Source organism: Micromonospora sp. HM134 (genome assembly GCF_007833915.1).
Classification (GTDB): domain Bacteria; phylum Actinomycetota; class Actinomycetes; order Mycobacteriales; family Micromonosporaceae; genus Micromonospora; species Micromonospora wenchangensis.
Genome location: NZ_CP041061.1, coordinates 6,133,870 through 6,152,100, shown reverse-complemented (window position 1 = coordinate 6,152,100; position 18,231 = coordinate 6,133,870). Strand labels below are relative to the sequence as shown.

Here is an 18,231-nt window from a genome sequence, read left to right as displayed (position 1 = left end):
GCCGGCCCGACGTCGCTGCACGCCGGGCCCGCCGCCGGTCTCACTCCTGCGGGCCGGTCCAGTCCAGGCAGACGACCACCGCGTCGTCGACCAGGTCACCGGCGACGAAGGCGCGCAGGTCACCGATGAGCGAGCGGACCGCGTCCAGCGGCGTCACCGGTCCGGTACGCCGCAGGAACCGGTCCAGGGCCGTCTCGCCGTACCGGACATGCTGCCCGGTCGCGTCGATCACGCCGTCGCTGAGTACGAACAGCCGGTCGCCACGGCGCAGCTCGAAGCTCTGGTGCTGGTAGTCGGTGCCCTCGAACATGCCCAGCGGGAACTGCTTGTCGAGCGCCTGCTCGCTGACCTCACCGTCGCGCAGCAGCACCAGCCGGGGCGACCCGGCGTCCACCGCCGTCAGCACCCCGGTGGCCAGGTCCAGCTCCATCACCAGTGCGGACAGGTGCTGCTCGCCCCGGTGCAGGGCGTAGACCGCCTGGTCGGCGAGGGCGACCTGGTCGGCGAGGGCCAACCCGCCCCGGCGCGCGTTGCGCAACGCGTGGGTGGCCAGCGCGGTGAGCATCGAGGCGGCCACCCCCTCACCGGTGCCGTTGATGGCCGACAGCCACAGCCGGGTGCCGTCGTCGGACCAGTCGAAACTGTCCCCACGCACCGCGTACGCCGGTTCGAGCTGGCCGGCGAGGCGGAACGAGGGCCGGTCCCGGCTGCGCCCCGGCAGCAGCTCCCACTGCATCTCGGCGGCGAGGGTGAGCCGGCGGGCCCGGCGGGAGGCCCGGTAGACGTCGGTGCCGGCGGTGACCGCGGCCAGTTCGTGCCCCAGGGCGGTGGCGATGCGGGTCAACTCGTCGACCGCCGTCCGGTCGTCGGGCACCGGGGCCAACCGCAGCACCCCGCGCCGCTCACCCCGCATGCCGACGGGGAACCAGCCGATCCCGTCGGCGAGCACCGGCTGCTGGTGGTCGTAGCAGCGCCAGGCCGGGTGACCGGGCCCGGTCAGCGGGTCGCCGCCACCCAGCGGCAGCAGCACCGACAGCCGGTAGTCGACCTGGAACAGCTCCACGTCGGTGATCCGGTAGGACCGCCCCAGTTCGTCGGCGAGCCGTTCCAGCAGCAGGTCCGCGGGTGACTCGGTCAGCACCCGTCGGGCCCGGCACTCGGGTCCGCTGGTCATTCACGCCTCCTGACAGCGCAGATCCCCTGGTACGGGGGGTAGTCTCGGGCCCACCATGGCCGAAGAAAGTGGTCCTGACGGACCAGACGTGAGTATGGCCGCCGAGCTGGACGCCGCGACAGGGGCCCTGCTCTCCGTGTGGGAGGCGGCCCGGGAGAGCACCACCAGCCGGCTGTCCAGCGCGCAGTTGCGCGCCGTCATGGTGGTCGAACGGCACGACGGGATCAACCTGCGCCGGCTCGCCACACTGCTCAACATGCTGCTCTCCTCGGCGAGCCGGCTCTGCGACCGGCTGGTCGCCGCCGGCATGCTGGAGCGGGAGCCGGGCCGGTCGGACCGGCGGGAGATCGCCCTGCACCTGACCCCGGAGGCGACCCGCCTCCTGGCCGAGCTGCGTCGGGACCGCCGGCAGCGGCTCGCCGCCGTGCTGGCCGGGATGAGCGGCGAGGGCCGGGGGGCGTTGCTGCGCGGTCTGGTGGAGTTCGACCGGGTGGCGCGGGCCCGGGAGGGGGAGAGCGGGCCGGTGGTCGAGTTACCGTCCGCACCGCCCCCGTCGGTCCAGGCCCGGCCCGGTAACGGCACCCCGGCGGCCCGTTCGGCCTGATCCGCCGGCGGTCACGGGGCGGCGGTCAGCAGGACCCGGGCCTGACGCAGGTAGTCCCAGGCGTGCGGGTGTTCGGTCAGCGCGGTGGCGCACACCCGGAGCATGGTGTCCAGCAGCCGGGCGCCGTCGCGGGTGTCGGGCACCTCCGTCTGCCAGCGGACGAACTCGACAAGCAGCCGCGGGTCGCCGATCCGGATCGCCGCGGCCAGCGCGTCGACCAGTTGGGCGACCGCGCCGGCGACCTCCTCGACCCGGTCCGCCTCCGGGGCCACCTCGCGGAGCACCAGCTGTACGAGGTCGCGGCGGCGGCGCAGCACCGCGACGTACTCGTCGGTGCCGGCCGCCGGGACGGGGCCGGTGTGCGGTGCCGGGAACGGCGGGCCGGCCAGCAGCCGGGCCGCGTCCCGGGCGGTCGCCCCCCAGGCGGCGGCGCCGACGGCGGCGGCCCAGCGGCCGTCCGGGCCGAAACCCGGGCCACCGGCCACCACCGGCACCCCGGCCGCCCGGCACGCCTCGATCATCCGTCCGGCCCGGATCAACCGGCTCGGCTGCACGCAGCTGAGCAGCACCGCGTCCGGGCCGGTCTGGTGCAGGTAGGAGACCAGGTGCCGGACCGGCACGCTGGCGCCGAGGAAGGTGACCCGCCAGCCGGCGGCGCGGACCACCTCGACGACGATCCGGGCGGCCAGCGCGTGCCACTCGCCCTCGACGCAGGCCATCACCACGTGCCCCCGGTCGCCGGTCGGGCCGGTGCGGGCGGCGACCGTCTCGACCACCCGTTCGCTGACGTGGGTGGCAGCGTGTTCCTGGGCGACGCTCCACCGGCCGGTCAGCCAGCGCAGTCCCACCTCGCGCTGGGTCACGGCGACCAGGTCCACCAGGACGTCGGCCACCGACGAGCCGGCGTCCAGCAGCCCGGTCGCGATCCGGGTGGCGGCGGGCAGGTCGGCCCGGTCCAGACAGTCGAGGTACGCCGCGACGACCTCCGGACCCACCACGGTCGGCCCGGATGCCGGCGGGCGTGGGTCCGCAGCGGTCGGGCCGTCCGGTCGGCTCACGCCGGGTCCGCAGCGCAGACGGCCAGCATCGCGATGTCGTCGTGGCTCTCCCCGTCCAGCCACTCGTCGACGAGTTGGAGCAGCCAGTCGATCACGGCGGCGGGCGGCAGGCCGGCCACCGTGGCGAGCGCCTGCCGCAGCCGCTGCTCGCCGAACATCTCGACGGCCGCCGCGCCGCCGCGCGCCTCGGTCACCCCGTCGGTGTACGCCAGCAGCAGCTCACCCGGCGCGAGCCGCACCTCCACCTCGACGAAGGTCGCCGAGGCGAACGCGCCGATCGGCATGCCGCCCACCCGGGCCTCGGCGATGCTGCCGTCGGCGCGTACCACCAGGGGGGACGGGTGCCCGCCGCCGGCGATACGGACCCGCAGGCCGCCGTCGGCCTCCGGTTCGGTGGTGCCCAGCAGCAGGGTGGTGAACTGGCTGCGCCGGGCGGCGTCCGGGGAGTCGAACAGCGCCCGGTTGAGCAGGGCGACGAGTTCCCGGGGACGCTGTTCGACAAGCCGCAGGGTCTGCAACGACTGGCGTACCCGGCCGGTGAGCACGGCCGCGCCGACCCCCTTGCCGCAGACGTCACCGAGGGCGAACAGGGCCCCGGTGGCGGTGCGGAAGACCTCGTAGAAGTCGCCGCCGATGCGCAGGCTGTCCCCGGCGGAGCGGTAACCCCCGGCCAGGGTGACGCCGGGCACCGGGGGCAGTTCCGGGGGAAGCAGGCTGTGCTGGAGCACCCGGGCCAGGTGGGCCTGCTCGCCGTAGAGTTCGGCGGCGGCGACGGCGGACCCGGCCCGGGCGGCGAACTCCCGGGCCAGCTCGATGTCGCGCTGGTCGAACCCGGGCCGGCCGATCCGGCGGACCAGGACCAGCGCGCCGGCCGGGCCGCCGGCGCTGGGCATCGGGCTGGTCAGCACGGTGCCGGGGCGGCCGAAGTCCGGCGGCAGCACGGCGTCCAGGTCGGCCAGTTCGGCGTCGAGCCAGGGACTGGGGTCGGTGGTCGCGCCGCTGAGCGCCTCGACGAGCCCGGGGACCGCGCCGGTCAGCTCCGGGTCGGCGACCCCGCCGACCGGGCCGGGGTCGCCGTCGGCGTAGCGCAGCCAGTGCGGGACGTCCTCGCCGGGCTGCGGGGGCCGGTGCACGACCAGCGCCGCGTCGGCCAGGTAGGGCACGGGCAGGGTGACGGTGCTGCGGAGGGTCTGCTCGCGGTGCAGCGAGAGCCCGAGCCGGCTGCCGGCCCGGGCCAGGAACGCGGTGCGGGAACGCTCGGCCAGCAACGCGTCGGTGCGGGCCTGTTCGTCGGTGACGTCCCGCACGTACCAGGCGCAGCCCCCGCCGGCCAGGGGGCGGCAGACCCCGCGCAGCCGGCGTCCCCGGTGCTCGGCGTCGAACGTCGCGGCGTCGCCGGTGACCGCGCGGGCCAGCGCCGGCACGGTGCCCCCGGCCAGGTCGGTGCCGGGGGTCAGCTCGGGCAGGAGCTGCCCGGCCATCGCGTTGACCAGGGTGACCCGCCCGGCATGGTCGGTGGTGACCACCGCCTCGGCGAGCCCGTCGAGCAGTTCCCGGGCGAGCTGCGGGTCGGCCGGCAGCGGGCCGTCCGGTGACGGGTGGGCCGGTGCGCGGGAGACCTCTCCGCCGCCGCTCACCGGGCCGGCGTGCCCGTCCCGGTGGGTCGTCGTCACCGCCGGTCGCCGGGCGCGTCGGTCTGTCGACCTCTGCGCATGCTGGGAGTGCTCTCCTCGGTAGGAATTCGTTGCCTCAGGGAAAGCGTACCGAGGTGGGCCGACGATCGGCCAGCGAGGAAGCGGGGGTCACCCCGGGCGGGACAGCCAGCCGGACGGGCGGGCGATGATCCGGCGGACCACCGCACCGGCGCCGCCGACGGCGGCGGACTCGGCCCCGAGCGCCGCCGGCCGGACCGTCACCGGGGACCACCCGCTGGTGAGCACCCGGGCGTCGAGTTCGGCCAGCACCGGCGGGCACAGCCACGGCGCGAGGGTCGCGTATCCGCCGCCGAGCACGACGGTGTCCAGGTCGAGCAGGTTCACCACCCCGGAGACGGCCACCCCGAGGGCGGTGCCGGCGGCGTGCAGCGCGTCGAGCGCGGCCGGGTCGCCGGAGCAGGCCAGGTCGGCCAGCCGGCGGGCGGCGGTGTCGGCCGGCAGGTCCACCCCGGCCAGCCCGGCCGCGGCCAGCACGGCCTCCTGCCCGGCGTACGTCTCCAGGCAGCCGCGCGCCCCGCAGCGGCAGGTGGGGCCGCCCGGATCGACAGGTACGTGACCCAGTTCGCCGCTCCAGCCCCGGGAACCCCGGAACAGCGCCCCGTCGAGCACGATCCCGGCACCGATGCCGATCTCGCCGGAGACGTGCAGGAAGCTCTGCGGGCCGCCGGGGCGGGCGTGCAGTTCGCCCAGCGCGGCGAGGTTCGCCTCGTTCTCCACCACCAGCGGCGGCACCCCGTCGACCGGGTCGGTGAGGGCGGGGTGGCCGGCGAGCAGGGCCGGCACGTCGACGTCCCGCCAGCCCAGGTTGGGGGCGAGCCGGACCAGGCCGCGTGCGTCGACCAGCCCCGGCACGGCCAGGGCCGCCCCGGCCAGGCCGAGCCCGGCGTCGTCGGCGGCGGCGCGGGCCCGCCGGGCCAGGGTGACCAGGTCGGTGAGCGCGTCGGCGGGGGAGAGCGGGCGCAGGTCCACCCGGCGTACCTCGTGGTGCCGGACGGCGCCGGTGAGGTCGACCACGCACGCGGCGAGGTAGTCGACGTTGACCTCCAGGCCGAGCCCGGCCGGCCCGGTGTCGCCGAGCAGCAGCCCCCGGGCGGGCCGGCCGGCGCCGGTGCGGGGCGCGGGGTCGGCCTCGGTGACCAGCCGGCCGGCGATCAGGTCGTCGACGACGGCCGACACGGTGGCCCGGGTCAGGCCGGTGTCGGCGGCGATCTCGGCCCGGGAGGGCGGCCGGCCGGTCGTGGCGATCCGCCGCAGCACGACGGCGAGGTTGAGTTCGCGCAGGCTGCCCTGGCGGACCGCGCCGGCGGTCCGGGTGTCGGTCACCCCTTGACAGTGCCACAGCACGGCCATTTAATTCAACCACTGAACAAATTGCGGGTGACCCACCCACCGCCACCATCATCATCCTCACCGGAGGTCTGCCATGGCACCCCGTCCCACCCCCGCCGACAAGTTCTCCTTCGGGCTCTGGACGGTGGGCTGGCAGGCCCGTGACCCGTTCGGCGACGCCACCCGACCCGAGCTGGACGCCGTCGAGGCCGTGCACCGGCTCGCCGAGCTGGGCGCGTACGGCATCACCTTCCACGACGACGACCTGATCCCGTTCGGCGCCGACAACGCCGCCCGGGAGGCCCAGCTCGCCCGGTTCCGCAAGGCCCTCGACGAGACCGGCCTGGTCGTGCCGATGGTCACCACCAACCTCTTCACCCACCCGGTGTTCAAGGACGGCGGGTTCACCAGCAACGACCGCGACGTCCGCCGCTACGCGCTGCGCAAGGTGCTGCGCAACGTCGACCTCGCCGCCGAGTTGGGCGCCAAGACCTTCGTCATGTGGGGCGGCCGGGAAGGCTCCGAGTACGACGTCGCCAAGGACATCCGGGCCGCGCTGGACCGCTACCGCGAGGCCGTCGACGTGCTCTGCCAGTACGTCGTCGACCAGGGCTACGACCTGCGGTTCGCCATCGAGCCCAAGCCGAACGAGCCGCGCGGCGACATCCTGCTCCCCACCGTCGGGCACGCGCTGGCGTTCATCTCCCGACTGGCCCGCCCGGAGATGGTCGGCCTCAACCCCGAGGTCGGGCACGAGCAGATGGCCGGCCTCAACTACGCCCACGGCATCGCCCAGGCGCTCTGGCAGGGCAAGCTGTTCCACCTCGACCTCAACGGCCAGCGCGGCATCAAGTACGACCAGGACCTGGTCTTCGGCCACGGCGACCTGATGAACGCGTTCGCCCTGGTCGACCTGCTGGAGAACGGCGGCCCCAACGGCGGCCCGGCGTACGACGGCCCGCGCCACTTCGACTACAAGCCCTCCCGCACCGAGGACATCGCCGGGGTGTGGGCGTCGGCCGAGGCCAACATGGCGACCTACCTGCTGCTCAAGGAGCGGGCGGCGGCGTTCCGGGCCGACCCGGAGGTGGTCGAGGCGCTCGCCGCCAGCAAGGTCGGCGAGTTGGCCAGTCCGACGCTGGGCGACGGCGAGGGCTACGCCGGGCTGCTCGCCGACCGGTCCGCGTTCGAGGAGTTCGACGTGGACGCGACGGCCGCGAAGGGCTTCGCCTTCGTGCGGCTCAACCAGCTCGCCGTCGAGCACCTGCTCGGCGCGCGCTGAGGCGGCCCGGCATGCCGCTCGTCGCCGGGGTGGACTCGTCCACCCAGTCCTGCAAGGTGGTCGTCCGGGACGCGGAGACCGGCGCGCTGGTCCGTGAGGGCCGCGCGCCGCACCCGGACGGCACCGAGGTCGACCCACGGGCCTGGTGGGATGCCCTGCTGGCCGCCGTCGAGGCGGCCGGCGGGCTGGCCGACGTGGCGGCCGTGTCGGTCGCCGGTCAGCAGCACGGCATGGTCTGCCTCGACGAGGCGGGCGAGGTCGTCCGGCCGGCGCTGCTGTGGAACGACACCCGGTCCGCCGACGCGGCCCGGGACCTGATCGCCGAGGCCGGCGGCGGGGAGACCGGCCGCCGGTTCTGGGCCGACGCGGTGGGGCTGGTCCCGGTGGCCAGCTTCACCGCCACCAAGCTGCGCTGGCTGGCCCGCAACGAGCCGGAGCGGGCCGCCCGGGTCGCCGCCGTCTGCCTGCCGCACGACTGGCTGACCTGGCGGTTGGCGGGTGCCCCCGGGCTGGCGGCGCTGCGCACCGACCGGGGTGACGCCAGCGGCACCGGCTACTGGTCGCCGGTGACCGGGCAGTACCGCCCCGACCTGCTGGAAAAGGCGTTCGGCCGGGTCGTCGAGGTGCCCACGGTGCTCGGTCCGGCCGCGCAGGCCGGCGTGCTCGACCCGGCCGTGCTCGGCGACGGCCGGGCGACGCCGGGCGGGGACGTCCTGCTCGGCCCCGGCACCGGGGACAACGCCGCCGCCGCGCTGGGGGTCGGTGCCGGTCCGGGCGACGTGGTCGTCTCGATCGGCACCTCGGGCACGGTCTTCGCGGTGGCGGACACCCCGGCCGCCGACGCCGGCGGCGCGGTGGCCGGGTTCGCCGACGCGACCGGCCGGTTCCTGCCGCTGGTCTGCACGCTCAACGCGGCCCGGGTGCTCGACTCGGCGGCGACGCTGCTCGGCGTCGACCTCGACACCCTGTCCGACCTGGCGTTGAGCGCCCCGCCCGGGGCTGACGGCCTGGTCATGGTGCCCTACCTGGAGGGGGAACGGACCCCGGACCGCCCCACCGCCACCGGCTCGGTGCACGGCCTCACCCTGCGCACCGCCACCCCGGCGCACCTGGCCCGGGCGGCGGTGGAGGGGATGCTCTGCGCGCTGGCCGACGGCCTGGACGCGCTGGTCGCCCAGGGCGCGACGGTCGAGCGGGTGATCCTGGTCGGCGGCGGAGCCCGCTCGGCGGCGGTCCGCCGGATCGCGCCGCAGGTCTTCGGCCGTCCCGTGGTGGTGCCCCCGCCCGGGGAGTACGTCGCCGACGGCGCGGCCCGCCAGGCCGCCTGGGTCGCCCTGGGTGGGGCGACGCCGCCCACCTGGGCCCGAAGGACACCGAGGAGTACGCGGCGGAGCCCGTCCCCGCCATCCGCCAGCGGTACGCCGAGGCCCGCGACCACACCCTCGACCGGGTGGCCGTGCCCGGGGAGTGACCCACCCGACCGACGACGTCGGCCGGTGACCGGCGCACGGGGGCCGGTCACCGGCCGACGACCGGTTCCGCCCCGGATGGGCCGGTCCGGCGGGGGTGCCCGTCGGGCCGGGAGGCGCACCTGGTTGGCTGCCGGACATGACCGGCAGCAGGACCTCCCGGCGCGGGAACGCGGCGCACCGCCTCTACAGCGTCGTGGTGTTCGTGGTGCTCGCCTCCCTGGACAACGTGGCGATCGGCCTGGTGCCGCCGCTGTACGGGCCGATCTCCGGGGCGCTGGGTGTGCCGCAGCGGATGCTCGGCCTGGTCACGGCGGTGAGCTTCCTGGTCAGCGCGGTCGCGGCGGTGGCCTGGGCGTACGTCGGCGACCGGACCAACCGCAAGCCGCTGCTGATGGTCGGCACGCTGGTCTGGGCGGCCGGCACCGGTGGCAGCGCGTTCGCCACCGGCTTCCCGACGTTCCTCGCCGCGCAACTGGTCGCCGCCGTCGGGTTGGGCGCGGTCGGCTCGGTCGGGTTCTCCGTGGTCACCGACCTGATCTCCCCGCGCCGCCGGGGCCTGGTGATGAGCTTCTGGGGGTTGTCCCAGGGGGTCGGCACCCTGGCCGGCACGCTCACCGGCGGGCTGCTCGGCGCGACCGACTGGCGACGCCCGTTCCTGCTGCTCACCGTGGTCGGCCTGGCCGCCACGGTGGCCTACCTGCTGACCTACGACATCCGGCGCGGGCAGAGCGAACCGGAGCTGGCCGCGGCGATCGAGGCCGGCGTCGACTACGACTACCGGATCACCCGAGCCGACCTGCCGCGCATCCTGGGCCGGCGGACCAACCGGTGGCTGATCCTGCAGGGCCTCACCGCGCAGGCGGCGTTCGGTTCGCTGGTGTGGCTGCCGGTGCTGTTCGCCGAGCGGGCGCAGGGGCAGGGCTACTCGACGGCGACGGCGGTCGTGGTGGGCAGCGTCTTCGCCACCCTGTTCCAGCTCGGCGGGGTGTTCTCCATCGTCGGCGGGCTGGCCGGGGACGCGCTGCAACGGCGTACCCCCCGGGGGCGGGCCCTGGTCGCGGCGGTCGGCGTCTTCGCGGCGCTGCCGTTCTACCTGGTGCTGTTCTTCGTGCCGATCCGGATCGACGTGCCCGACGGCGGCGGCACCGGCGCGGTGGTGGGCGCCGTGCTGGCCAGCGTGGTGACCGAGCCGACGGTTGGGCTGAGCCTGCTCACCGCCGTCGTCGCGTTGGCGCTGACCTCGGCGAACTCGCCGAACTGGTTCGCCCTGATCGCCGACGTGAACCCGCCGGAGCACCGGGGCACCGTCTACAGCCTGGGCAACCTGGTCAACGGGGTCGGCCGGGCCGCCGGCAACGGACTGGTCGGCGCGGCCTTCCACGCGTTGCGGGCGGCCTTCCCGCCGCCGCTGAACTACGCCGTCGGGCTGGCCGCGTTCCAGCTCTTCTTCATCCCCACCGGGCTGATGTACTGGCTGGCTTCCCGTACGTCGCCCGGCGACATCGCCGCCGTGGGCGACCTGCTGCACGACCGCGCCGACCGCCACTGACCTGCCTGCGGGGAGCGGCCCGGTGGCTCCCGCGTGGTCGTGCCCGGTCGCGCTGCTCGCGTGTGGTCGTGCCGCCCCCGGCGTGGTCGGGAACGGGTCGCGCCGCTCCCTCGCGGTCTGGCCGGGGCAGGTATACCCCGTCGGGTCCTTTCGAGCTGATGACGTCAACGGATCACCAGCCAACCCGAACGCGTCGCCGTCCGCCGGCCCGCCGTCCGCCGTCCCTACGGCTCTGCGTCTGTGCGGTCCTGCGTCCGTGCGGTCTGTGCGGTCCTGCATCTGTGCGGTCCTGCGTCTGTGCGGTCCTGCGTCCGTGCGGTCCTGCGTCCCGCTGGGACGGTGCCGGTTCGGGCGGGGGCGGGACGTTTCCGGCGGATCGGTGGGGGCGAGTCTTCCGGCCGCTGAGCCGCTGCCGTCACGTCGGTGGGGGCGCGTCCTGCGGGCTGGTGAGTCGATGACGTCGTCCCGGTGGGCACACGCGTCCTGCGGGCCGGTGAGTCGCTGACGTCATCAGCTCGAAAGGACGCGACCGGGTGTACCGGGGGCCGGTCCCGTCCCTCACCACCGGGTGCCACCGGGAGCCGGAGCGCCGGCATCGTCGGGCGCTGCGCCAGCCGGGCGTAGGCACCGCCGGGCGCCGCACCCGTCGTGGGTGAAGCGCCCGACGGTGCCGGGGCGGGTCAGGAGTGGCGGACCCAGACCGTCACGTCGGTGGGGACCCGGCCGTCGGCGTCCAGCGGCGCGCTGCTGTGCAGCAGTTCCCCGGCCGGCGGCGGCACGGCGGACGCACCGAAGTTGGTCAGCACGGTCAGCCCGCCGTTGCGGAAGCTCAGCACCTCGTCGCCGGAGGAGAGCCACTCCAGCGTCCCCCGGCCGAGGGCGTGCTCGCGGCGCAGCCGCAACGCGGTCCGGTACGTCTCGTACGTCGAGCCGGGCACTCCCCGCTGCCGGTCCAGGGCGTACTCGGCCCACAGCGGCGGCTGCGGCAGCCAACTGGCGTCGGTCGGGCCGAAGCCGTACGACGGGGCGTCGGCCTCCCACGGGATCGGCACCCGGCAGCCGTCCCGACCGCGCTGGGTGTGGCCGCTGCGCTCCCAGGTCGGGTCCTGCCGGGACTCGTCGGGCAGTGTGGTGTGCTCCGGCAGCCCCAACTCCTCGCCCTGGTAGAGATAGGCCGAGCCGGGCAGGGCCAGCATCAGCAGGGTGGCCGCCCGACCCCGACGCAGGCCCAGCGCGGCGTCCGGCTGGGGGTCGCCGATGCCGATGCCGTTGGGCCGGCCGCCCTTGGCGGACAGCCCCATCCGGGAGGCGTGCCGGATGACGTCGTGGTTGGACAGCACCCAGGTGGTGGGGGCGCCGACGGCGTCGGTGGCCTCCAGCGAGCGGGTGATCACCGCGTACTGGGCGGGGGCCGTCCAGGCGGCGAGCAGGTACTCGAAGTTGAACGCCTGGTGCATCTCGTCGGGGCGGACGTAGCGGGCGATCCGTTCGGCCGGCTCCACCCACGCCTCGGCGACGAGGATCCGGTCGCCCTCGTAGGAGTCCAGCACCCGCCGCCACTCCTGGTAGACCTCGTGGACGCCGTCCTGGTCCCACATCGGCGGGCGCGGCTTGTCCGCCTCGTTGCCGGAGAGGATCTCCTGCGGCTCCTCCCAGTTGGCCAGGTCGGCCTGCTTGATCAGGCCGTGCGCCACGTCCACCCGGAAACCGTCGACGCCCCGGTCCAGCCAGAACCGGAGCACGTCGAGGAACTCGGCGCGGATCTCCGGGTTGTCCCAGTTGAGGTCCGGCTGGGCGGTGTCGAACAGGTGCAGGTACCACTGGCCGGGTCGGCCGTCGGGCTCGACGAGCCGGGTCCAGGCGGGGCCGCCGAAGACGCTCTGCCAGTCGTTGGGCGGCTCGACGCCGTCCGGGCCGAGGCCGTCGCGGAAGATGTACCGGGCCCGTTCGGGGCTGCCGGGGGCGGCGGCGACGGCGGCCCGGAACCACCGGTGCGCCGACGAGGTGTGGTTGGGGACCAGGTCGACGATGACCTTCAGGCCCTTCGTACGGGCTTCGGCGATCAACCTGTCGGCGTCGGCCAGGCTGCCGAACAGGGGATCGACGTCGCGGTAGTCGGCGACGTCGTAGCCCGCGTCGGCCTGCGGCGACGGGTAGAACGGGGACAGCCAGACGGCGTCGACACCCAACTCGGCCAGGTGCCCGAGTCGGGCGGTGATGCCGGGCAGGTCACCGATGCCGTCACCGTCGGAGTCGGCGAAGGAACGCGGATAGATCTGGTAGATGACGGCTTCGGTCCACCATCCGGGTGCCACGCCCACGGACTGTTCCTGCTGCCTCGCGTCGGTGTTCAGAGCCTTCTCCCTGTGTCGAGCCGGTCGGGCCGTGCGGTCGAATCCGTTCAGTTTGCCCGGGGCGGGGCGGTCGATTCCCGTACCACCAGGCGAGTGGGCAGGATCACCGGCGGGCGCGGCGCGGGGCCGTGCACGTCGGGTCCGCGCGGGGCCGGCACCCGGTCGGCGTCCGCCTCGACGGCAGCGGCGCCCAGCGGGTCGAGCAGCATCCGGGCGGCGAGCCGGCCCTGCTCGGCGGCGGGTTGGGCGATGGTGGTCAACCCGAGCACGGCGGACAGGTCGTGGTCGTCCACGCCGATCACGCTGACGTCCTGCGGGACCCGTAGCCCGGCGTCGCGCAGCGCGGTCATCGCGCCCATCGCGATCTCGTCGCAGGCGGCGAAGATCGCCGTCGGTGGTTCGCCCCGGGCCAGCAGCTCGACGGTGGCCCGGTTGCCGCCGTCGATGGTGAACTGCGACTCCATGTCCAGCCGGGGGTCGGGGTGCAGCCCGGCGCGGCGCAGCGCCTCCTGGTAGCCCCGGCGACGGTCGGTGTGGGTGGTGAAGGCCAACTCGTCGTCGGGGTCGCCGGAGATGTGGGCGATCCGCCGGTGACCCAGGTCGAGCAGGTGCCGGGTGGCCGTCCGGGCCGCCGCCACGTCGTCGATCCGCACGCAGGGCCAGCCGGGGACGGTGCTGCCCGAGCTGATCGTGATGCCGGGCAGGTCCAGCTCGGCCAGGGCGGTCAGGTCGGCCGGTCGCAGCGGGGTGGCGACCAGCATGATCGCGTCCACCCGCTTGTGCAGGTTGGCGGTGCGCAGCACCCGTTGCCGCACCTGCTCGCGCCCGCCGAGGTTGTAGAGCAGCAGGTCGTAGCCGGCGTGGTGGAGGAACTCCTCGACCGCCTCGACGACGGTGCCGAAGAACCACCTGGTGATCCGGGGCACCACCACGGCGACCGTGCCGGTCCGGCCGCCGGCCAGCCGGGAGGCGCTCGGCGAGACCGCGTACTGGAGCTGTTCGGCGGCGGCGAGCACCCGGCGGCGGGTCGCGGCCGACACCGTCGGCAGGCCGCGTAACGCCCGGGAGACCGTGGCCGTGGAAACCCCGGCCAGCCGGGCCACGTCGTCGATCCTCGTCACGCTGTCGTTCCCCCGCTCCGCGCCGGCCCCCGTCGCCGCCCGGTGCTGCCGGGCGGCGACGGACGGCCGTCAACCCTTGACGCTCCCGGCGAGCAGGCCGCGCACGAAGAAGCGCTGCAACGACAGGAACACCACCAGCGGTACGACGATCGAGACGAACGCGCCGGCGGTGAGCCGCTGCCACTCGTTGCCCCGGGTGCCGGCCATCTCGGCCAGGCGCACGGTGAGCGGGGCGGTCTCGTTGCCGCCACCGGCGAAGATCAGCGCGACCAGCAGGTCGTTCCAGACCCAGAGGAACTGGAAGATGCCGAACGCCGCCAGCGCCGGGGTGATCAGCGGCAGCACGATGGTGCGGAAGATCTTGGGGTGGGTGGCCCCGTCGACCCGCGCCGCCTCCATCAGGTCCCGGGGGAGCTGGGAGATGAAGTTGTGCAGCAGGAACACCGCGAAGGGCAGGGCGAAGCAGGTGTGCGCGAACCACACCTGGGCGAACTTCTGCTCGTCCACCAGGTTCCAGGCCGGCAGCAGCTGGATGCCGGCCACGGTGACCCCGGTGGAGAAGAACTTCAGCAGCGGCACCAGGGCCATCTGCAACGGCACGATCTGCATCGCGAAGATCGCGATGTAGAGCCAGTCCCGTCCCCGGAAGTTGATCCAGGCCAGCGCGTACGCGGCGAGCGAGGCGAACGCCAGCGGGAAGAGCACCGACGGGATGGTGATGGCCAGCGAGTTGATGAAGTAGCTGGCCAGCTGCCCCGACGACGAGGAGGAGCCGAACAGGACGTCCTGGTAGTTCTCCAGGGTGAACTGCGGGTCGGTGAAGAAGGTCCACCACCCGGTGGACTTGATCTCGGCCTCGGGCCGGAACGAGGAGACGAACAGGCCGAACGTCGGGATCGTCCAGAGCAGCGCGATGACGATCGAGACCAGGGTGGCCGTACGGCTGTTGAGCCGGCTACGGACCCGGCCGGCGGCGCTTGTCGGCTTCCCGGTGGCCTGGGCCCCGGCTCCGACGGTGGGCGTGGCGGTGGTCATCTCAGCCCTCCCGCTGTTGACGCAGGTTGCGGATCTGGTAGATCACGATCGGGATCACCAGGATGAAGAGGAAGACCGCCAGGGCGGAGCCCTGCCCGTTCTCGCCGTACCGGAACGCCTGGTTGTACATCTCGTTGGCGATCACGCTGGTGTCGTAGTTGCCGTTGGTGGCGGTCCGGACGATGTCGAAGACCTTCAGCGTGGCGATCGACAGGGTCACCACGACCACGATCAGCGCGGGCCGGATGCTCGGCATGGTGATCTGCCAGAACATCTGCCACGGGGTGACCCCGTCGAGGCGGGCCGCCTCGACGATGTCCGCGGGGATCGCCTTGATCGCGGCGGAGAGCACCACCATGGCGAAACCGGCCTGGATCCACACCATGATCACGATGAGCAGGAAGGTGTTCAGCGGTGAGTCGAGCAGCCACTGCCGTGGTTCGCCGCCGAGGCTGACCACGATCTGGTTGAGCAGGCCGATCTGGTCCTGCTCCTCGCTGCGGTAGGCGTAGACGAACTTCCAGATGATGCTGGCCCCGACGAACGAGATCGCCATCGGCAGGAAGATCAGTGACTTGGCGATGGACTCGAACCGGGCCTTGTCCACCATCACGGCGTAGAGCAGGCCGAACGTGGTGGCCACCAGCGGCACCAGCAGCACCCAGATCAGGGTGTTGAGCAGCACCCGGACGATCGAGTCCTCGGAGAACATCCAGCCGTAGTTGCGCAGCCCCACCCAGTTGTCGCTGCCGGCGTCCATGAAGGAGAGCAGCACGGTGCGCAGCGCCGGCACCACCAGCCCGACGGAGAGCAGCAGCAGCGTCGGCAGCAGGAAGAAGAGCGCGAACAGGCCCTCCCTCGGCTTGCGTCGGCGGGGCAGGGGGCCACCACCGGTCGAGGCGGCGATCAGCTGCGCCTCCCGACGGCGGGCGAACCAGGCCGGCACCACGTCGAGGAGCAGGAGCAGACCGCCCACCACCGCGACGAAAGCGATCAGCCCGTACATCAGCATGAGGAACTTCGGCTGTTCCTCAGCGAAGTCGAACTCCATCGACCCTCCCTCTCAAGGGTTCGTATCCGACGGGTGGCCCGGTCCGCACCGTGCGGACCGGGCCACCCGTCTCAGATCACTTCCAGCTGTTCTCGATGCCGTTCAGCACCGTGGTGGTGTCCTTACCGTTGATCCACTCGACCATGCCCTTCCAGAAGGTGCCGTTGCCGACTGCGGCCGGCATCAGGTCGGAGCCGTCGAAGCGGAAGACGGTCTTCGGGTCCTGGAGGATGCCCACGGAGAGCTTGTCGACCGGGTTCGGGACGTTGGCCAGGTCGAGCTTCTTGTTCGCCGACACCCAGTCGCCGATCTTGGCGCGGCTGTTGGCGTACTCGCCGGAGGCGAGGTAGGTCTGCACCGCCTGGACCTCGGGACGGTCGGTGAAGGCCGCGACGAACTCGCCGCCACCCAGCACCGGCTTGCCCTTGGCCGGGTCGATCGACGGGAAGTAGAACGCGAAGACGTCGCCGTCCTCGGCCACCTTGGTGCCCTCGGGCCACTGGTTGGCGTAGAAGGACGCCTGCCGGTGCAGGGCGCACTTGCCGGTGGTGATCGGCACGCCGGCCTCCTGGAAGGAGGTGGTGGCGATGCTCTTCACGCCGCCGAAGCCGCCGTTGACGTACTTGTCGTTCTTGAGGATGGTGCCGGCCCGGTTGAGGGCGTCGGCGACCTGCGGGCTGTTGAACGGGATGCCGTGGGTGGTCCACTGGTCGTAGACCTCGGGCCCGGCCGTACGCAGCAGCACGTCCTCGATCCAGTCGGTGGCCGGCCAGCCGGTGGCGTCACCGGACTCGATGCCGGCGCACCACGGCTTGGTGCCGCTGGCCGCGATCGTGTCGGAGAGCTTGATCAGCTCGTCCCAGCTGGTGGGGACCGTCCAGCCCTTCTCCTTGAAGGTCTTCGGCGAGTACCAGACGAACGACTTGACGTTCGAGCCCAGCGGGGCGCCGTAGAACTGGCCGTTGATGGTGGTGTACTTCAGCCAGTCGGGGGAGAAGTTCGCCTCGGCCTCGGTCTTGGTGGCGGCGGAGACGGGCTTGAGGTTGCCGCCGTCGACGAACCGCTTGACCAGACCCGGCTGCGGGATGAAGGCCAGGTCGGGCGCGTTGCCGCCCTGCACCCGGACGGGGAGCTGGGCCTCGAACTCGCCGGAGCCCTCGTGGTCGATCTCGATGCCGGTGCAGTCCTCGAACTGCTTCCAGGACTGGGCCAGCCGGTCGGCCTCGATGTCCCGGATCGACGAGTAGATCGTGACCTTCTTGCCGTCGTTGTCACCGTACTTCTCGTATGCGGCGCATTCGGCCGAACCCGCGTTGCTGCTCTTCTTGTCGTTGCCGGTGCCACAGGCGGCGGCGCCGAGCGCCAGCCCCAGCACGCCGGCGATCGCGAGAGCCTGGCGTGATCTGGCAAACGCCATGCCGTTCTCCTTCCTTGCCGGCGCGCCCACAGGTGGGGGAACCCGACGCCGGTCCGATGAGTCGTCCCCACATGTAAGCGCTTGCATCCCGATCGGTCCACCCCCTGCCGGACACGGCCCGGTAACAATCCCGAAACCCCCTCACCGCAGGTGGGTGCGCTCCCACCCGTGGTCACCGAATAGGGGTCGGCAGGGGTGGGCGCGGCTTGGAATCGATGGCGATATCTGCCACCCTCGGGGCAAGGTATTGAAGGATCTCGACATCGGAGGTGTGCGATGCGCAGACGGTGGAGCCTGCTGGCGGCGGCCCTGCTGGTCACCGGGAGCCTGGTCCCGGCCGGCCCGGCCTGGGCCGCGCCCACGTTCAAGGTGCCCTTCCCCTGCAACCAGTCCTGGTCCGGCCAGACCCGGTCCGACCACAGCCCGGCGAACGCGGTGGACTTCAACCGCACCGACGACCTCGGCGACCCGGTGGTCGCCAGCGCCCCGGGCACCGTCGACCGGGTCACCGACCTCGGCGGCACGAGCTACGGCAAGTACGTCCGGATCGACCACGGCGGCGGCTACACGACCTACTACGCCCACCTCAACGGCTTCAACGTCTCGGTCGGGCAGCAGGTCGGCTACGGCAAGGTGATCGGCTGGGTCGGCAGCACCGGCGGCTCCACCGGCCCGCACCTGCACTACGAGCAGCGCCTCAACGGCGACGACATCAAGGTCCGGTTCAACGGCACGCTCGCCCTGTACTGGGGCACCAAGACGTACACCAGCGGAAACGGCTGTTCCAGCAGCACCGGGTCGGGCACTGTCGACACCGCCGGCTCCCCGCTGACCGTGCGCTCCGGGCCGGGCACCGGCTACGCGTCGGTCGGCACGGTCGCCGACGGCGCCAAGGTCACCATCGGCTGCCAGACCAGCGGCAGCACGGTCGCCGGCACCTTCGGCACCAGCGCGATCTGGGACCGGATCGGCTCCGGCCGGTTCATCGCCGACGCCTACGTCTACACCGGCCACGACGGCTACATCCCCAACGTGCCCCGCTGCTGAGCCTGTGGGCACCGGGTCCGCAC

Annotated in this window: 13 protein-coding genes and 1 pseudogene; 5 read left to right on the top strand and 9 right to left on the bottom strand. The window is 73.4% G+C overall.

The window, feature by feature from the left end; genetic code table 11:
* Positions 1 to 40: 40 nt before the first annotated feature.
* Positions 41 to 1,174: a PP2C family protein-serine/threonine phosphatase gene (locus FJK98_RS26650; protein ID WP_145921418.1), complete on the bottom strand. Its 1,134-nt coding sequence runs from the start codon at positions 1,172 to 1,174 to the stop codon at positions 41 to 43.
* 94 nt (positions 1,175 to 1,268) lie between these two features.
* On the opposite strand from FJK98_RS26650, the gene FJK98_RS26645 reads away from it, so the two are divergent.
* The gene (locus tag FJK98_RS26645) at positions 1,269 to 1,778 is read left to right on the top strand and encodes a MarR family winged helix-turn-helix transcriptional regulator (RefSeq protein WP_145923010.1); all 510 of its coding nucleotides are present in this window, start codon (positions 1,269 to 1,271) and stop codon (positions 1,776 to 1,778) included.
* Positions 1,779 to 1,789: 11 nt separating this feature from the next.
* Here the strand turns inward: FJK98_RS26645 and FJK98_RS26640 are convergent, their stop codons facing one another.
* The 3 genes from FJK98_RS26640 to FJK98_RS26630 all read right to left on the bottom strand — a co-directional run bounded on the left by FJK98_RS26640 (position 1,790) and on the right by FJK98_RS26630 (position 5,901).
* Positions 1,790 to 2,836: a B12-binding domain-containing protein gene (locus FJK98_RS26640; protein WP_145921417.1), complete on the bottom strand. Its 1,047-nt coding sequence runs from the start codon at positions 2,834 to 2,836 to the stop codon at positions 1,790 to 1,792.
* Positions 2,833 to 4,509 (bottom strand): PP2C family protein-serine/threonine phosphatase, encoded by a 1,677-nt coding sequence (locus FJK98_RS34725; RefSeq protein ID WP_305070081.1) that lies wholly within the window; start codon positions 4,507 to 4,509, stop codon positions 2,833 to 2,835. The genes FJK98_RS26640 and FJK98_RS34725 overlap by 4 nt, the downstream gene beginning before the upstream one ends.
* A gap of 129 nt (positions 4,510 to 4,638) precedes the next feature.
* A complete protein-coding gene (locus FJK98_RS26630; protein WP_145921416.1) occupies positions 4,639 to 5,901 on the bottom strand; it encodes an ROK family protein in 1,263 nt (420 codons plus the stop codon).
* Between the two features lie 73 nt (positions 5,902 to 5,974).
* Here FJK98_RS26630 and xylA point away from each other — a divergent pair, with 73 nt between their 5' ends.
* The 3 genes and pseudogenes from xylA (at position 5,975) to FJK98_RS26615 (ending at position 10,183) form a co-directional block, all read left to right on the top strand.
* Complete coding sequence (gene xylA, locus FJK98_RS26625; protein ID WP_145921415.1) at positions 5,975 to 7,162, top strand: xylose isomerase; 1,188 nt, start codon at positions 5,975 to 5,977, stop codon at positions 7,160 to 7,162.
* 11 nt (positions 7,163 to 7,173) lie between these two features.
* Positions 7,174 to 8,633 (top strand): annotated as a pseudogene (gene xylB / locus FJK98_RS26620) (xylulokinase).
* A 137-nt stretch (positions 8,634 to 8,770) separates the two neighbouring features.
* Entirely contained in the window at positions 8,771 to 10,183 is a 1,413-nt protein-coding gene (locus FJK98_RS26615; protein ID WP_145921414.1) for an MFS transporter, read from the top strand.
* A 680-nt stretch (positions 10,184 to 10,863) separates the two neighbouring features.
* Here FJK98_RS26615 and FJK98_RS26610 read toward each other — a convergent pair.
* The 5 genes from FJK98_RS26610 to FJK98_RS26590 form a co-directional block, all read right to left on the bottom strand.
* On the bottom strand, positions 10,864 to 12,537 hold the full coding sequence (locus FJK98_RS26610; protein WP_228543147.1) for a glycoside hydrolase family 13 protein: 1,674 nt from the start codon (positions 12,535 to 12,537) through the stop codon (positions 10,864 to 10,866).
* A gap of 47 nt (positions 12,538 to 12,584) precedes the next feature.
* Positions 12,585 to 13,658 carry a LacI family DNA-binding transcriptional regulator gene (locus tag FJK98_RS26605; protein WP_145921412.1) on the bottom strand — a complete coding sequence of 358 codons (1,074 nt, stop codon included), beginning with the start codon at positions 13,656 to 13,658 and terminating at the stop codon, positions 12,585 to 12,587.
* A gap of 69 nt (positions 13,659 to 13,727) precedes the next feature.
* Positions 13,728 to 14,693, bottom strand: coding sequence for a carbohydrate ABC transporter permease (locus tag FJK98_RS26600; protein ID WP_145921411.1), 966 nt, complete (start codon positions 14,691 to 14,693; stop codon positions 13,728 to 13,730).
* Position 14,694: 1 nt separating this feature from the next.
* Positions 14,695 to 15,744 carry a carbohydrate ABC transporter permease gene (locus FJK98_RS26595; RefSeq protein ID WP_145921410.1) on the bottom strand — a complete coding sequence of 350 codons (1,050 nt, stop codon included), beginning with the start codon at positions 15,742 to 15,744 and terminating at the stop codon, positions 14,695 to 14,697.
* A 76-nt stretch (positions 15,745 to 15,820) separates the two neighbouring features.
* A complete protein-coding gene (locus tag FJK98_RS26590; protein ID WP_145921409.1) occupies positions 15,821 to 17,161 on the bottom strand; it encodes an ABC transporter substrate-binding protein in 1,341 nt (446 codons plus the stop codon).
* 276 nt (positions 17,162 to 17,437) lie between these two features.
* Here FJK98_RS26590 and FJK98_RS26585 point away from each other — a divergent pair, with 276 nt between their 5' ends.
* Positions 17,438 to 18,208, top strand: coding sequence for a M23 family metallopeptidase (locus FJK98_RS26585; protein ID WP_145921408.1), 771 nt, complete (start codon positions 17,438 to 17,440; stop codon positions 18,206 to 18,208).
* Positions 18,209 to 18,231: the final 23 nt, after the last annotated feature.